Origin of the sequence: Ornithinimicrobium sediminis (genome assembly GCF_021272345.1) — a bacterium.
GTDB lineage: Bacteria > Actinomycetota > Actinomycetes > Actinomycetales > Dermatophilaceae > Ornithinicoccus > Ornithinicoccus sediminis_B.
In genome coordinates, this window is the sequence record NZ_JAJSDQ010000006.1 from 1 (window position 1) to 14254 (window position 14254).

16 protein-coding genes and 1 tRNA gene are annotated in these 14254 nt (G+C 71.7%); 5 read left to right on the plus strand and 12 right to left on the minus strand.

What is annotated here, in order from left to right; all coding sequences use genetic code 11:
• Positions 1-142: 142 nt before the first annotated feature.
• The 6 genes from LVO85_RS13160 to LVO85_RS13185 all read right to left on the minus strand — a co-directional run bounded on the left by LVO85_RS13160 (position 143) and on the right by LVO85_RS13185 (position 2468).
• Positions 143-400 (minus strand): Txe/YoeB family addiction module toxin, encoded by a 258-nt coding sequence (locus LVO85_RS13160; protein WP_232747953.1) that lies wholly within the window; start codon positions 398-400, stop codon positions 143-145.
• Positions 401-404: 4 nt separating this feature from the next.
• A complete protein-coding gene (locus LVO85_RS13165; protein WP_232747954.1) occupies positions 405-662 on the minus strand; it encodes a type II toxin-antitoxin system Phd/YefM family antitoxin in 258 nt (85 codons plus the stop codon).
• A 165-nt stretch (positions 663-827) separates the two neighbouring features.
• Positions 828-904, minus strand: a tRNA-Val gene (locus tag LVO85_RS13170).
• Between the two features lie 39 nt (positions 905-943).
• Positions 944-1207, minus strand: coding sequence for a hypothetical protein (locus LVO85_RS13175; RefSeq protein WP_232747955.1), 264 nt, complete (start codon positions 1205-1207; stop codon positions 944-946).
• 62 nt (positions 1208-1269) lie between these two features.
• Entirely contained in the window at positions 1270-1554 is a 285-nt protein-coding gene (locus tag LVO85_RS13180) for a DUF6343 family protein (RefSeq protein ID WP_232747956.1), read from the minus strand.
• Positions 1551-2468 carry an aminotransferase class IV gene (locus tag LVO85_RS13185; RefSeq protein ID WP_232747957.1) on the minus strand — a complete coding sequence of 306 codons (918 nt, stop codon included), beginning with the start codon at positions 2466-2468 and terminating at the stop codon, positions 1551-1553. Before LVO85_RS13185 ends, LVO85_RS13180 begins: the two co-directional genes overlap by 4 nt.
• Before the next feature lie 47 nt (positions 2469-2515).
• Between LVO85_RS13185 and pta the strand changes: the two genes are divergently transcribed.
• A complete protein-coding gene (gene pta, locus LVO85_RS13190) occupies positions 2516-4576 on the plus strand; it encodes a phosphate acetyltransferase (RefSeq protein WP_232747958.1) in 2061 nt (686 codons plus the stop codon).
• Between the two features lie 6 nt (positions 4577-4582).
• Entirely contained in the window at positions 4583-5776 is a 1194-nt protein-coding gene (locus LVO85_RS13195; protein WP_232747959.1) for an acetate/propionate family kinase, read from the plus strand.
• A gap of 34 nt (positions 5777-5810) precedes the next feature.
• Here LVO85_RS13195 and LVO85_RS13200 read toward each other — a convergent pair whose 3' ends face one another.
• Both LVO85_RS13200 and LVO85_RS13205 read right to left on the minus strand, forming a co-directional pair.
• The gene (locus LVO85_RS13200) at positions 5811-7058 is read right to left on the minus strand and encodes an MFS transporter (RefSeq protein WP_232747960.1); all 1248 of its coding nucleotides are present in this window, start codon (positions 7056-7058) and stop codon (positions 5811-5813) included.
• 133 nt (positions 7059-7191) lie between these two features.
• Positions 7192-8424: a bifunctional alpha/beta hydrolase/OsmC family protein gene (locus tag LVO85_RS13205; protein ID WP_232747961.1), complete on the minus strand. Its 1233-nt coding sequence runs from the start codon at positions 8422-8424 to the stop codon at positions 7192-7194.
• Positions 8425-8507: 83 nt separating this feature from the next.
• On the opposite strand from LVO85_RS13205, the gene LVO85_RS13210 reads away from it, so the two are divergent.
• Positions 8508-8813, plus strand: coding sequence for a DUF427 domain-containing protein (locus tag LVO85_RS13210; protein WP_232747962.1), 306 nt, complete (start codon positions 8508-8510; stop codon positions 8811-8813).
• Between the two features lie 4 nt (positions 8814-8817).
• Here the strand turns inward: LVO85_RS13210 and LVO85_RS13215 are convergent, their stop codons facing one another.
• Entirely contained in the window at positions 8818-9516 is a 699-nt protein-coding gene (locus LVO85_RS13215; protein ID WP_232747963.1) for an HpcH/HpaI aldolase family protein, read from the minus strand.
• Complete coding sequence (gene ctlX, locus LVO85_RS13220) at positions 9513-10577, minus strand: citrulline utilization hydrolase CtlX (protein ID WP_232747964.1); 1065 nt, start codon at positions 10575-10577, stop codon at positions 9513-9515. Before ctlX ends, LVO85_RS13215 begins: the two co-directional genes overlap by 4 nt.
• 499 nt (positions 10578-11076) lie before the next feature.
• Here ctlX and LVO85_RS13225 point away from each other — a divergent pair, with 499 nt between their 5' ends.
• Complete coding sequence (locus LVO85_RS13225; protein ID WP_232747965.1) at positions 11077-11790, plus strand: spermine/spermidine synthase domain-containing protein; 714 nt, start codon at positions 11077-11079, stop codon at positions 11788-11790.
• A gap of 31 nt (positions 11791-11821) precedes the next feature.
• Here the strand turns inward: LVO85_RS13225 and LVO85_RS13230 are convergent, their stop codons facing one another.
• A complete protein-coding gene (locus LVO85_RS13230) occupies positions 11822-12958 on the minus strand; it encodes a baeRF3 domain-containing protein (RefSeq protein WP_232747966.1) in 1137 nt (378 codons plus the stop codon).
• 156 nt (positions 12959-13114) lie between these two features.
• Between LVO85_RS13230 and LVO85_RS13235 the strand changes: the two genes are divergently transcribed.
• Positions 13115-13801 carry a phosphodiesterase gene (locus LVO85_RS13235; protein WP_408637697.1) on the plus strand — a complete coding sequence of 229 codons (687 nt, stop codon included), beginning with the start codon at positions 13115-13117 and terminating at the stop codon, positions 13799-13801.
• On the opposite strand, the gene LVO85_RS13240 is transcribed toward LVO85_RS13235, so the two are convergent.
• Positions 13787-14179, minus strand: coding sequence for a DUF302 domain-containing protein (locus LVO85_RS13240; protein WP_232747967.1), 393 nt, complete (start codon positions 14177-14179; stop codon positions 13787-13789). The two genes, LVO85_RS13235 and LVO85_RS13240, sit on opposite strands and share 15 nt — an antisense overlap.
• Between the last annotated feature and the right edge of the window lie 75 nt (positions 14180-14254).

Consider the following 14254-nt stretch of genomic DNA (forward strand, 5'->3'; position numbering starts at 1 on the left):
GGTTTCAGATCAGCGCCGAGTTCTCCCATCCGGCCCGCGTGCAGTTAGACGCCACAGCGGCGCACATTCGCGCCGCGCTCTGATGTCCGCTCTTGCCGCTGCAAGCACGGCTACGAAGACCCGACCATGTGCCGCTGGGCGGCTATCCGTAGTGATACCGGCAGGCGGCGATTCGGACTTCGCCCCCTGCGACCTTGTAGACGAGCCTGTGTTCGTCCGTGATGCGGCGCGACCAGTAGCCGGCGAAGTCGTGCTTGAGTGCCTCCGGCTTGCCGATCCCCTGGTTGCCGTTCCGCTGAATGTCCTTGAGGAGCAGGTTGATGCGCTTGAGGACCTTGCGGTCTTGCGACTGCCACCAGAGATAGTCCTCCCAAGCGTTCTCGTCCCAGACCAGCAGCACTCGGTTAGTCCGTCTCGACCAGCTCGCGTGTCTGGCCCTCGCCTGCCTCGAGTCGCTCCATGGCGTCAAGGAGCCGTCGCGCGTTGGCGGGTGAGCGCATGAGGTAAGCGGTCTCGCGCAACGACTCGTAGTCCGCCAAGGAGACGATGACCACCGGGTCATGACCCGCGCGGGTGATCACGACCTCTTCGCGGTCGTCGGTAACGCTGTCAAGGACCTCTGCGTAGCGGGCGCGCGACTCGGTGTAGCTCATCGTCTTCATGGCGACCTCCTGTACAGACAACTGTACGTCGAGTCGACGGATACGGCAACGCTGCAGCTCGACGAGGCCATCACGCGCCGGAACGATCCGACACGTATCCGACACGCCGCAGAAACAAACAGCGGCCTGCCAAGGTGTTTCCGCTGGTCAGGCCCCGATTGCTGATGGTGGACGTGAAGGGACTCGAACCCCTGACCTCTCGCGTGTGAAGCGAACGCTCTAACCAGCTGAGCTACACGTCCGTGCGAGCACGCACATTAGCCTGTCCTGACGGCGGCGGCCTAATCGTCCTTGCGCAGGCGCACCAGCGTGCCGAGCCCGGCAATGGCGAGCAGGCCGACCACCACCAGCAGGACGGTGAGCCACATCGCGCCACTCGTCGCGGCGTTGTACACCGACCACACCGCGCACACCAGTGCCAGCAGCCCGAGGCCCAGGGTGAGGGCGAGCTGGGGCGGGTCCTCGGTCAGCTTCTCCCCCTTGCCGATGCCCGGGTCTGAGTCGTCGGCCGGCGGGTGCGGGTTGCGCGGGTCGTTGGTACTCATACTGTGATCGTCCCGCGTCGGGGCCGATCCCTCAACCGCGGACCGGGCGGACGAGGTGGTGCTCAGCCGGGCTCGCCCCGACGCTTGCGGCGCAGGACCACCCCGAGGTCGACCAGGGTCACGACCAGGAGCACCACCAGCATGACCGTGATCCAGCCCTCCCCGCCCACCGCGACGTTCCATACCGCGAAGACCGTGAGGGCGACGAGCCCGAAGCTCGCCAGCACCAGTCGCAGGGTCAGCGCGCTGTGCGCCGGCGCCGCCCCGCCGATGCCGCCGGTGGGGTCGTGGTGGTCCGGCCGGGCCTTGCCCGGGTCCGGCCGGCGGTCGTCCTGCTGGGGGCTCATGGGTCGGGCTGCTCCGCGCTACGGCGATCAAAGATCTCCTGGGCACGCTGGGTGAACGGCCCGGGTGAGGTGCTGAAGACGCGCTCGGGCAGGTCCGCCGCTGGGAGCTGCCCGGCCAGGGTGGAGACGGCGCCGGCCACGCGCACGGCACCGATGCCCTGCACGTCCCGCGTGCTGGAGGTCAGCCAGGCCTCGTCGGCCTCGCTGAGGATCGACAGCGGCAGCTCGTCCTCGTGCACCTCGATGCCCTCGTCGGTCAGCCACTCGATGGTGACCGCACGGGTGATGCCGGCGAGCGGACCGGAGCGCAGCGAGGGCGTCAGGACGACGCCGTCGAGGACCACGAAGACGTTGGACCCCGTGCCCTCACACAGGTGCCCTCTGGTGTTGGCGAAGACGGCCTCCGAGGCACCGAGGTCCTTCGCCGCCGCGAGTGCGATCACGTTGTCGGCATACGAGGTGGTCTTCAGGCCCGCGGTGGCGGCCCGCTCGTTCCGGGTCCAGGGGACCACGGCGACCGTCGTGGACGGCTCGGGGCGTGGCGCGGGCCCCGCCGTCACGATGTAGGTCATCGGCCCACCGCTGCGGTCCGAGCCCAAGGGGCCGGGTCCGGCCGTGATGGTGTAGCGCAGACGCCCGAAGTCCAAGGGCCCGTCGGCCAGCACTGCGGCGATGCCCTCCTGCACGAGGCTGCGGTCCATGGCCGGCAGACCCAGGCCGCGCAGCGACCGGTCCATCCGGTCGTGGTGGCGGGTCAGCGCGAACACGTCGCTGCCGAGGACCTTCGCGGTCTCGAAGACACCGTCCCCCACGGTGATCCCGTGGTCGAGTGCGGCCAGCGCCGGACCCTCGTCGATCCGGCGTCCGTTGACCCAGACCCGCACGGCCGTGCCGTCGTCATGTGCTCCACTCATGGGTGTCACTCTGCCAGAGGGCAGCGGACCTCACTAGGCTCGGTGGGGTGAATCCATCTCTGTATGTCGCGTCCGCGGAGTCCCAGTCCGGCAAGTCCGCCCTGGCGGTGGGCCTGCTCGCCGAGATGTCGAGTGCGGGTGGCCGGGTGGGAGTCTTCCGTCCCATCGTCCAGGACCGGGCCACCGACCCCCTGCTGGACCTGCTCCTCCCGCTGTCCACGACGGACACGCCGGTGGCGGAGTCCATCGGTGTCACCTATGACGCCGTCCACGACGACACCGAGCGCGCCGTCGGCACCATCGTCGAGCGCTTCCACGCCTACGCGGCGCAGCACGACGCCGTGCTGGTCGTCGGCTCCGACTTCACCGACGTGCCGACACCGACGGAGTTCAGTGTCAACGCCACGGTGGCCGCCAACATCGGCTCGCCCATGCTGCTCGTGGTGCCGGCGGTCGAGCGGAGCACCGAGGAGGTGATCGTGGCCGTGGACCTGCTCCTGCAGGAGGCCCACGCCCGGCACGCCCGGGTCAGCGGCATCGTCGTGAACCGCGTCGACCCGGACGTCCGCGCCGCCACGCACACCCGCCTCACCGAGCACCTGGGAGCCTTCCCCGCCTACACCCTCCCTGCCGACCCGGTGCTGCAGGCGCCCACGGTCCGTGACGTCATGGACGCCGTCGACGGCACCTTGATGCTCGGCGACGAGGACCTGCTCTCTCGCGAGGCGATGGAGGTGATCGTCGCGGCGATGACCCTGCCCCACGTGCTGGACCGCATCATCGAAGGCTGCGTGATGATCTGCCCCAGCGACCGCGAGGCGGTGATGCTGGCCGCGATGCTCGCCCACAGCTCGAGCACCTTCCCGTCGCTGGCCGCCATGGTGCTCAACGGCGGCTTCCCGCTGAGCCCGCAGACCCAGCGGCTCGTCGAGGGCCTGCGGGTCGAGCTGCCGGTGATCACGACGGACGGCGGCACGATGGAGACCGCCACCGCCGCGGCACGCGCGACCGGCCGCATCACCGGGCAGACACCGCGCAAGATCGAGCGTGCCCGCTCGCTCGTGCACGAGCACCTGGACCTGTCCCGGGTGCTGCCCTCGTCGCGCTCCACGGCCGGGGACGCCGTGACCCCCCTCATGTTCGAGCACCAGCTCACGGCACGCGCCCGCCGCACCGGTGCCCGGATCGTGCTGCCTGAGGGTCAGGAGGACCGCATCCTCCGGGCCGCCGACACCATCCTGGCCCGTGGGGTCTGCGACCTGGTCCTGCTCGGACAGGAGGAGACGATCCGCACCCGCGCGGCCGAGCTCGGCCTCGGCATCGACGCCGTGGAGGTCGTGGACCCGGTGACCGACCCCCGGCGTGAGCGGTTCGCGGAGCAGTACACCGAGCTCCGCGCCCACAAGGGCATGACGTTGGAGCAGGCGCACGACGTCGTGGTGGACCCTGCCTACTTCGGCACCCTCATGGTCCTCAACGACCAGGCGGACGGCATGGTGAGCGGCTCCATCACCACGACAGCGCACACGATCAGGCCGGCGCTGGAGGTCATCCGCACCGCGGACGGGGTCTCGGTGGTCTCCAGCGTCTTCTTCATGTGTCTGGCCGACCGGGTGCTGGTCTACGGCGACTGCGCCATCAACCCCGACCCCGACCCCCAGCAGCTGGCCGACATCGCCATCTCCTCGGCCGCCACGGCCGAGCAGTTCGGGGTGGACCCCCTCGTGGCGATGCTGTCCTACTCCACCGGCGGATCGGGCACCGGAGCCGACGTGGACAAGGTGCGTGCCGCGACGCGGATCGTGCAGGAGCGGGCCCCGCACCTGCACGTCGAGGGCCCGATCCAGTACGACGCCGCGGTCGACCCTGCGGTCGCCGCCACCAAGCTCAAGGACTCGACCGTGGCGGGCCGGGCCACGGTGCTGATCTTCCCCGACCTCAACACCGGCAACAACACCTACAAGGCAGTGCAGCGCAGCGCGTCGGCAGTGGCCATCGGCCCCGTGCTGCAGGGGCTGCGCAAGCCCGTCAACGACCTGTCCCGGGGAGCGACCGTCCGGGACATCGTGAACACGATCGCCATCACCGCCATCCAGGCAAGGAGCTGACCGCTGATGTCCGCCACCTCCCACGTCCTCGTGGTCAACGCGGGGTCCTCCTCGCTGAAGTACCAGCTCATCGACCCCGACACGGGGGAGTCGGTGGCCGCGGGGATGGTCGAGCGGATCGGCCTGGAGACGGGGACGTCCCGGCACACCGTCGGTGGTGAGACGTTCCGGCGCGAGGTCACCTCCGCCGACCACGGCGCCGCCATCCACGTCCTGCAGGACGCCTTCCTGGAGCACGGCCCTTACCTGCGCGACCTCCACCTGGTCGCCGTGGGACACCGGGTCGTCCACGGCGGCGAGCGCTTCAGCGCCCCGGTCGTGGTGGACGACGACGTGGTCGAGGCCGTGCGCGAGCTCGTCCCCCTGGCGCCACTGCACAACCCCGCCAACCTGGCCGGCATCGAGGTGGCCCGCGAGGCCTTCCCGGACCTGCCCCAGGTGGCCGTCTTCGACACGGCCTTCCATGCCACGATCCCACCGGCCGCCAGCACGTATGCCGTGCCGAGCGCGTGGCGGGAGAGGTACGGCGTGCGCAAGTACGGCTTCCACGGGACCTCGCACGCCTACGTGTCGAGACGCGTGGCCGGCCTCCTGGGACGTCCGTTGGAGGAGGTGCGCACCATCGTCCTGCACCTGGGCAACGGCGCCTCCGCCTGCGCGGTGGACGGAGGCCGCAGCGTCGACACCTCGATGGGCCTGTCCCCCCTGGACGGGCTCGTCATGGGGACCCGGCCGGGCGACCTCGACCCGTCGCTGCCCGCGCACCTCGGCCGGGTCGCGGGTCTGTCGGCCCAGGACTACGACGAGGCTCTCAGCAGGGGCAGCGGGCTCAAGGGGCTCACCGGGTCGAGCGACTTCCGTGAGGTCATGGAGATGCGGGCGGCCGGTGACAAGGCTGCGGTCCTCGCCTTCGACGTCGTCATCCACCGCATCGTGCGCCACGTCGGTGCGCTCGCTGCTGTGCTGGGCCGGGTGGACGCGGTGGCCTTCACCGCCGGGGTGGGTGAGCACGACCCCGTGGTGCGCGCCGCGGTGGCGGACCGGCTGGGGCTGCTCGGCGTCGACCTGGACCGGGAGGCCAACGACGGGGCCCACGGCGAGACGTGCATCAGCACCCCGGACAGCGACACCTCGCTGTGGGTGGTGCCCACCAACGAGGAGGGCGAGATCGCGCGACAGAGCGCCGAGCTGCTGCGCTGAGGGCCCCTCGGCCTCTGCGCCGCGGGGCCTTCCCTCAGACCGGCGGGACGTCCTGGGTCGCCGGCCCATGCTCGGCGGCCAGCGCGACGTTGCGCATGGGCCCCCAGAGCCACACGAGCACCACGAGGGAGCCGGCGAACGCGAACCAGAAGGCCGCCAGGACACCCCAGCGCGCGGCCACCAGGCCACCGATGAGCGTGCCGAGCGCGATGCCTCCTACCGAGCCGAGCAGGTAGACGCTGGTCACACGGCCCAGGACCGCGTCCGGCACGGCGCGCTGCCGCACCGTCGTGGACGTGGTCCCCCACACGGCGGCGTGGACGCCGAAGACGAAGAGGACCGCGACTGCGACCCACACCGCGCTGGTGAGTGCCAGGGCGGCATGGCTGAAGGTCTCCACCACCAGACCCGTGCGGAGCAGCACGGCGTAGCCGAAGCGGGCCTCGAGCCGGGAGTAGAGCACCGAGCCCAGCACGGCACCTACGGCGACGGCGGAGAGCAGCACACCGAAGCCCACGTCGCCCAGGCCCAGCCGCTCCTGGGCGTAGAGGACGTAGACGCCATAGGCCGCTCCGAAGGTCACGTTGAAGAAGGTGATCATGAGCGCCAGGGTGCGCACGGGCGGGTGGCGCCACAGCCACACCGCGCCCTCCCGGGTCTGCCGGCGCAGCGGCGCACGGTGCTGCGGGACGACCCGTCGGGCGAGCCTCATCCGGCTCAGGAGTGCGACGCCGAGCAGGGCCAGCACGGCGTTGGCCCCGAACGCGAGCCACCCAGCCAGGGCGAACAAGGCCGCTCCCAGGGGCGGGCCTGCCAGCTGGTTGGTGATCATCGCCGAGCCGAAGATGCGCGCGTTGGCCTTGCCCAGGTGCTTCCGCGGCACGACGGCCACCGTGAGGGTCGAGGCGGCGTTGTCGGCGAACGCCTCGGCGGTGCCGAGGAGGAAGAACGTCACGTACAGCCACGGCAGCCCCACCATCCCGGTGCCGACGGCCAGCGCCAGCGCGCCGACGACCGCTGCCCGCAGGACGTCGGCGGTCATCACCAGCAGACGCCGGTCGACGCGGTCCACCACGGCCCCGGCGAGCAGGCCGAAGAAGAGCCACGGCACCCGTTGGGCGAACACGGCCATCGAGACCGCGAACGGGTCGCGGGTCAGCGAGGCGACCAGCAGCGGGCCGGCTGCCAGCAGGATGCCGTCACCCAGGTTGGTCGAGGTGGCAGCGCCGAACAGCCAACGGAAGTCGCGGCCGAGGGCGTCGGGGAGCAGCCGGGTGAGCACGCGCCGGCCTCCTCGTCGTCCAGGGGCTGTCGGACGGGCCGCACGACAACCGGCTGACTGTATGCCGTGCGGCACACCCGCAGCCACCCGGAGCGGGAAGCTGCAGGGACGGGACACCCGGGCGCAGCGGGCGTCAGCCGGGACGCATCACGGTGCGGACGGCCACCTCTCGCTCCAGCGTGCGGTGCACCGGGCACTTCTCGGCAATCACCAGGAGCCGCTCGCGCTGCTCCGCCGTCACCGCCGGGTCGAACGCGATCTCCCGCGTGATCTGCTCCATGCTCGCGCCACCCTCGCAGTCCGCGCAGTCCCGGGCATGCACCCTGCCGTGCTCGAGCCGCACCGTGGTCGAGCCGAACTCCCAGCCCTTGCGCCGGGCATACATCCGCATGGTCATCGAGGTGCACGCCCCCAGGCCGGCCAGCAGCAGCTCGTAGGGGGTGGGGCCGGAGTCCGCTCCCCCGACGCTCTCGGGCTCGTCGACGGTCCACCGGTGGTGCCGGACCTGGGCGTGGTGCACGAACCCGGAGGGGTCGCACTCGTGCACCGTCAGGACGGCCGGCTCGTCCGCGACGACGTCCGGGTCGGGCGATGCGACATACCGGTCGGCCCACGCGGCGATGACCGCTGCGGCGTACGCCGAGTCGGCCCGCCGGGAGAGCAGGTGGTCGGCCCCGTCGAGCGACACGAACGACTTGGGGTGACGTGCCCCGTCGAAGATCTGGCGGGCGTTGTCGACGGCGACCACCTGGTCCTGTGGGCAGTGCATGACCAGCAGTGCCGTCCCCTGCGCCGTCTGCTGTGCAGCACCGGCCCGCTCCCGCAGGTCGTCCAGGAACTGACGCCGCAGCCGGAAGGGACGTCCCCCGATCGAGACCTCGAGCACGTCGCCCTCGTCGGTGTCGGTGCCGATGCCGGTGATGAGGTGCTCCACGTGGTCCGGGGACGCGGGGGCGCCGAGCGTCGCGACCGCCACGACTCCCTCGACGCGAGCAGCAGCAGCCAGCACGGCAGCCCCGCCCAACGAGTGACCGACGAGCAGCCGCGGGCTCTCGTAGCGGGCGCGCATCCACGCGGCCGCGGCTGCGATGTCGTCGACGTTGCTCCCGAAGGTGGAGTCGGCGAAGTCCCCGCCGGAGTCGCCCAGCCCGGTGAAGTCGAAGCGGAGCACCCCGAAGCCGCGCTCCGCCAGGGCGGCCGAGATGCGCGCGGCGGCGTGCGAGTCCTTGCTGCAGGTGAAGCAGTGGGCGAAGAGGGCGAAGGCGCGGGCCGGGCCTGCGGGCAGATGGAGCACCCCCGCCAGGTCCTCCCCCAGCGCTCCGGGGAAGGTCACCCGGGCGGTGCTGTGCGGTGAGGTGGTCGGCATGCGTCGAGCATGACGTATGCCGTGGGCCCGGCGCGACACCTCTGCCTCGGGAATGAGACGGGTCACCAGCGGGTTCGTCCACCATGAGCGCATCGCAGCCCACCATGCAGGCCGTCTGGCACGGCACCGTGATCGCGGAGTCCGCCGAGACCGTGCTCGTCGAGGGCAACCACTACTTCCCGCGGGCGTCGCTGGTGCAGGAGCACTTCCGTCCCACGGAGAAGACGACCCTCTGCCCGTGGAAGGGCACGGCGACCTACTTCACCGTGCAGGTCGGCGGCGCCGCCCACCCCGACGCCGCCTGGACGTACGACCAGCCCAAGGCGGCCGCAGCACCGATCGCGGGCCACGTCGCCTTCTGGCGAGGTGTCGAGGTCCGCCCCGTCTGACCGCTCAGCGGGTGACCTCCCAGCGGGCCGCGACGCCGGCACGGAGCGCTGCGACGTCGCTGTCCACCGCGAGCAGGTCGACCTCCGGCAGGAGGGCCACCAGGCCGGGGTCGCCGGCGAAGTACCCCGTCAGCCCACCGGCGGCCCGGGTCGCCGTGAGCACCTCACGGACCGCGGCCAGCACCTCGGGCTCCGTCGTGCCGCCCGCACCCAGGGACAACGCCAGGTCGTAGGGCCCCACGAAGACACCGTCCAGCCCCTCGGTGGCGACGATCTCCTCACAGGCGCGCAGGCCGGCGGCCGTCTCCACCATGACGAGCACCAGCGGGCCGGTCGGCACCCCCGGCAGGCCCAGCGCGGTGCGCCCCAGCCCCGTGCTGCGCGAGCCTCGCGGGGGCGGGAGCGCGCCGGCCACGACCGCCGAGGCCTGGGCCCCCGACTCGACGGCCGGCACGATCACCCCGTGAGGGCCCTCGTCGAGGACGCGCCCCAGCACGGCCCGGTCGTCCGAAGGCAGACGGACCAGCGTCGGTGTGCCCGCGGCCTGCGACACCCGCAGCAGGGGAGCCACGTCGTCGACCGTCAGGGCCCCGTGCTGCAGGTCGAGCCCGACCCAGTCCACCTCCGGACGCAGTGCCGCCTCGAGCGCGAAAGGTCCCAGGCAGGTGACCCACAGACCGCGGCCCCGCACCTGGACGCTCATGCGCCGGAGGCCCCTGTCGGCGCCCACAGGCTCGGCTCGACCTGACCGGCGGGCGTGACCGCCTCCCCCTCCATGGCCCGGAACCACTGACCCGAGAGCTCACCGGCCCGGTCCCTGCGGTTGCGGGTCGTGGCCGCGAGCGGGTGACGCGGTGTGAGGTGGATGCCGGCGATCATGCACCGCACGGAGCCGCCGGCCAGCTCGATCGTGGGCACCTCCAGCGGGAGGAGCGTGCACGAGCGTCCGATGCGCTCCCGCTGCTCGTCGGTGAGGCTCGCGTGGGCGCGGCTGGACAGCGCCAGCACCCGGCCGGCGGGCGTCTTGAGCTCGATGGCGTTGCCGAGGAAGTCATGGATCTGGCCGTGGTCCAGCGCGATGACCTCGCGGTCGGACAGCTCCAGGGAGTCGCGGACCTCGGCCCGGCGCACCGGGTCCGTGATCATGTCGAGGCCGATGAGGACGAAGTCCGAGGCGATACACATCATGACGTTGGTGTGGTAGATCGGCACCCCGGCGCTGTCGTTGGCGTCGAAGACCATCGGCTCGTAGCCGAAGTCGGCACAGAAGCGCTCCAGGGCCACCGGGTTGGCGCGGTTGGAACGAGCCGCGTAGGCCACCCGGTCCTGGTGGTCGATGACCATCGCGCCGGTGCCCTCGAGGTACATCGCGTCGTACTCCAGCCCGGAGTAGTCGACCACGTCGTGCACCCGGTAGTTGCGCTTGAGCATCTCGACCACGTCGCCGCGTCGCTCCGAGCGGCGGCTCGGGGAGTACATCGGGTACAGCGCGACGCGTCCACCCTTGTGCGTGGAGAACCAGTTGTTCGGGAAGACGCTGTCCGGCCTCGTGCTGTCCTCGTTCTCGAACAGGTGGACCGTCACCCCCGCCTCCGCCAGCGCGTCGGCCACGCCCGTGGCCTCCTCGTAGGCCGCGCGTGCCAGGTCCTCGGGATCCCCGTCGTGGTCCTTGGTCTGGAAGGCGTTGTCGGTGGCGGTCGCGGGGTTCGGGGCGAAGTGCTGGGGGCGGATGAGCACGACGGCAGAGGGAGCTTGGACGGACATAGCCGTGATTATGCGGCAGCGCCCGCCCGACGGCGAAGCAGCCGCAGCGGCCAGGTCCAGCGCTGCCTTCGGCGTGTCGCCACGACACGCCGAGACGGCACCGGATCACGACCAGAAGCTCTTGCGCGCTCGCGCCGAGTGGACTAGACAAGGAGGACGCACTCCGGCAACGGAGAGCCGACCACAAGGCCGGTTGCGGATTCGCGATCCGGGTCTTCGACCCGGTGCAACCCACCCGTGATGGGGTGGGGCGAGCCGAACGACACCCTGTGGTCGACCGGCCATCACGTCGGTCAACCGTGGGCCCTTCGCACACTCATACTGCGCGAGGGGCCCACACCCTGTGCAGGACCCTGCACGACGGAGGACCGTGCACGATGTAGGGCCCTGCACGCTCATACCGCGCAGGGACCCACGACCTTCATACCGACTCCAGCAGGCGATGTGCTGCAGGCCCGCCAGCGTGTCGCTGCACCCGTCCCGATGAGAGGGTGGGTCCATGAGCAGACGGTTCGAGGAGCTGGCGTGGGCCGGCACCCGCATGGGCGAGGTGAGCCTGCGTCGCCGGCTGGAACCGGTGACCCGCCGGCAGGTCTACGAGGTCAAGCTCGGCGAGGAGTTCCTCATGTCGAGCCTCTTCACGGCCGCCGAGGAGGCCATGGCCGACCTGGCCCTCGACTGGCTGTCCCGGTCCGGTGCCACCGTGCTGGTCGGAGGGCTGGGCCTGGGCTACACCGCGGTGGCGGCTCTGCGTCACGAGGGTGTCGCCCGCGTCGATGTGGTCGAGACGCTGGAGCCGGTCGTCGACTGGCACCGCGAGCGCCTGCTCCCCTGCTCCGACGAGCTCCTCGAGGACGCGAGGACGTCCCTGGTGCTCGCCGACTTCTTCGCCGTGGCGGCAGGGACGCAGGAGGCCCCGGGGCTCCGGCCGCCCTACGACTGCGTGCTGCTCGACATCGACCACGCCCCGGACTTCGTCCTCGACGAGAGCCACCAGGGCTTCTACTCCCCCGCAGGCCTGACCCGACTGCTCGACCTCCTCGCCCCGGGCGGGGTCTTCGCCCTGTGGTCGGACCGACCACCCGACCACACCTTCACCGGTGTCCTGGACAGCGTCTTCGACCGGGCTCGCGCGGAGGTCGTCCGGTTCGCCAACCCGCTCACCGGAGGCACCTCGGCCAACACGGTCTACCTGGCGCGCACCAGCAGCTGAGCGCTCCGGCGCACGGCCGACAGCGCCCCCGTCAGTAGCGCAGGACGGCGCCGATGTCGGTGCCTTCGGGCAGCTCGTCCAGCACCCGCACGGTGCCGCCTGTCGTGAGCGTCGCCGCGGCCGCGGCGTCCAGCATCTCGCAGCGGTCCGTGGGCTCCTCGCCGGCCAGCCGGAGGACGTGCCCGTCCGGCTCCAGCGTCGCCCAGCAGTCCCGCATCGTCAGCAGCAGGGTGTCCACCCGGCCCTCCCGTGCTGCCCGGAGCGCCTCGTGCCGGTCGGTCGTTGCCTTGCCCGTGCCCAGCCGCTGCTGCAGCTGGTCGGTCGCCCGCAGGTCGGCCTCGGCGAGCCGGGCCTGGATGATCGGCCACGCCCGGTCGTGCAGCTCCTCCGCGCTGAGGTCGTCGGGGTTGAACTCCACCGCATGGTCGGCCACGTGCGCGTACCGGTTCACCGAACGGTAGGCAGCGACCGACTCGGGAAGGCCGGCCAGCACCATGGTCAGGGAGCGCCCCGCAAGGTGGTCGTGCACCCCGTCGGCGACCTCCCGGAAGAACGAGGTGACCTCCACCTTGCGCTCCGTGCCGTCGGGGCCGGCGGTGCCGTAGTAGACCGAGGGCCCGCTACGCCCCGGCGACACCGGTCGCGCCATGCTGTCCGAGCGTGGCTCGTCCGGTGCGAAGACCTCGTCGAAGCTCTCGGGGACCTGCGGCAGGTGCAGCTCCTCGACGCGCTGACGGCTGCCGTCCAGGACCCGCACCTGACGCTGGCTCAGGGCCAGGACAAGGAAGTGCTCGTCGCCCAGCAGGGGCAGCACCGGCCCGAGGACGAAGCGCTCCCCCACGGCCGCCAGCTCCGGCAGCGACACCGGCAGCCTGTACAGCCGCATCCCGCTCGCGCTCAGGAAGACCGCAAGCCCGTCGCTCATGTGCTGCCAGGCCAGGCCGTCCCGCTGCAGCTCCCACGCCTCGGCCAGCAGCTCCTGGGCCTCGGCGCGGCTCAGCCCGGTCTCCACCAGCTGGGCCTCGACGCCGGACAGCAGGTTGCGCCAGCGGATCGGGTCGCCCTCGGTCTCGGGTCCGGCGCGGTGCGTCGGCATGCACAGGGTCACATGCGTCCCGCCGGTGTCCCGCGCCAGGCCTTCGATCTCGTTCCGGGTCAGCAGGTCCATGCATCCTCCTTGGTCGACACGTGCTCCCGACCATAGTTGCGCAGTGCGACACCCGCCCGACAGCCCCCTCTGGAAGCCGGGCACAGCCCGTTCCACCCGGCGCGTCTCGTCCGCTGCGCTCGCCGGTGCCCGGGCGGGTCGGTAGCGTCCCGTCGGGTGAAGACCATGTCAGCCCTGGCCCTGGCGGGCGGTGCCGTGCTGGGCGCAACGTTCGGCGCCGTGGCCGTCCTGCGTGGCTCCAAGCCGCTGCACCCCGTGGGAGTCCTGCGGCACGGCACCCTCAGCATCCGCCCGGGTGCGGCCTCCACCGGCGTGCCGCTCCTGGACGAGCCGGGTGAGCACGAGTGCCTGGTCCGGCTCTCGCGGGCGACCGGCCTGCCTGTGCCGTTGCCGGACATCCACGGGGCGGCGATCCGGCTGGACGCCCAGGGCGACCCGGTCGACCTGCTGTTCGCCGGCACCGGGCAGGGTCGCCTGACCCGACACGTGCTCGTGCCGCGCCGTGCTGTGGGACGGGGGGCGCTCACGACCCTCATCCCGCTGCGCAGCGCGCACGGCCCGCTCCTGCTCGGGCTCTTCCCCGACCCGGGTGAGGACGCCGAGCCCGGTGCCTTCACGGTGCGCATCTCACGCCCGGGCGGTCCGTGGCAGTCCAGGGGGCGGCTGTCGCTGGGCGCGACGGTGACCGGCGAGGCGGACCCACCCCTGCGCTTCGACACGGTCCTGCATCCCGTCCCCGGGCTCGACCACTACCCGACCGAGCGAGCCCTGCGGGAGCCCGCGTATGCCGCGGCTCGCCGAGGCTGGCCGGTGGAGGCCGAGACGGGGTCAGTCGGACAGTGAGGCCAGGGCCGCCTCCAGGCGTGCCCGCGCGTCCTCGGCCACCTCGGTCAGCGCGTCGTTGTCGGTCACCTTCACCATGAGGTCCGGGTCCATCGCCTCGACCCGGGTCTGCCCTGCCTCCAGCCAGCGCACGACGACGTTGCACGGGAGCAGGGTGCCGATGGAGGGCTCGGCCTGCAGTGCCGCATACGCCAGGGGCGGCCGGCACGCCCCCAGGATGACCTGCGGGTCGATGGAGGCATCGAGCTTCTCCTTCAGGGTCGCCTGCAGGTCGATCTCGGTCAGCACCCCGAACCCCTGGTCGGCCAGCGCCTCCCGGGTGGCGCTCAGGGTGTCGGTGAACGGTCGCTGCACGGTGGTGCTCAGTGCCTTGCTCATGTGTGCTCTCCTGCCTGTGTCACGCCGGCCCGCGCGGTGCCGGCCGGCTTGCTACCCGCCCATCGTCACCGAGTC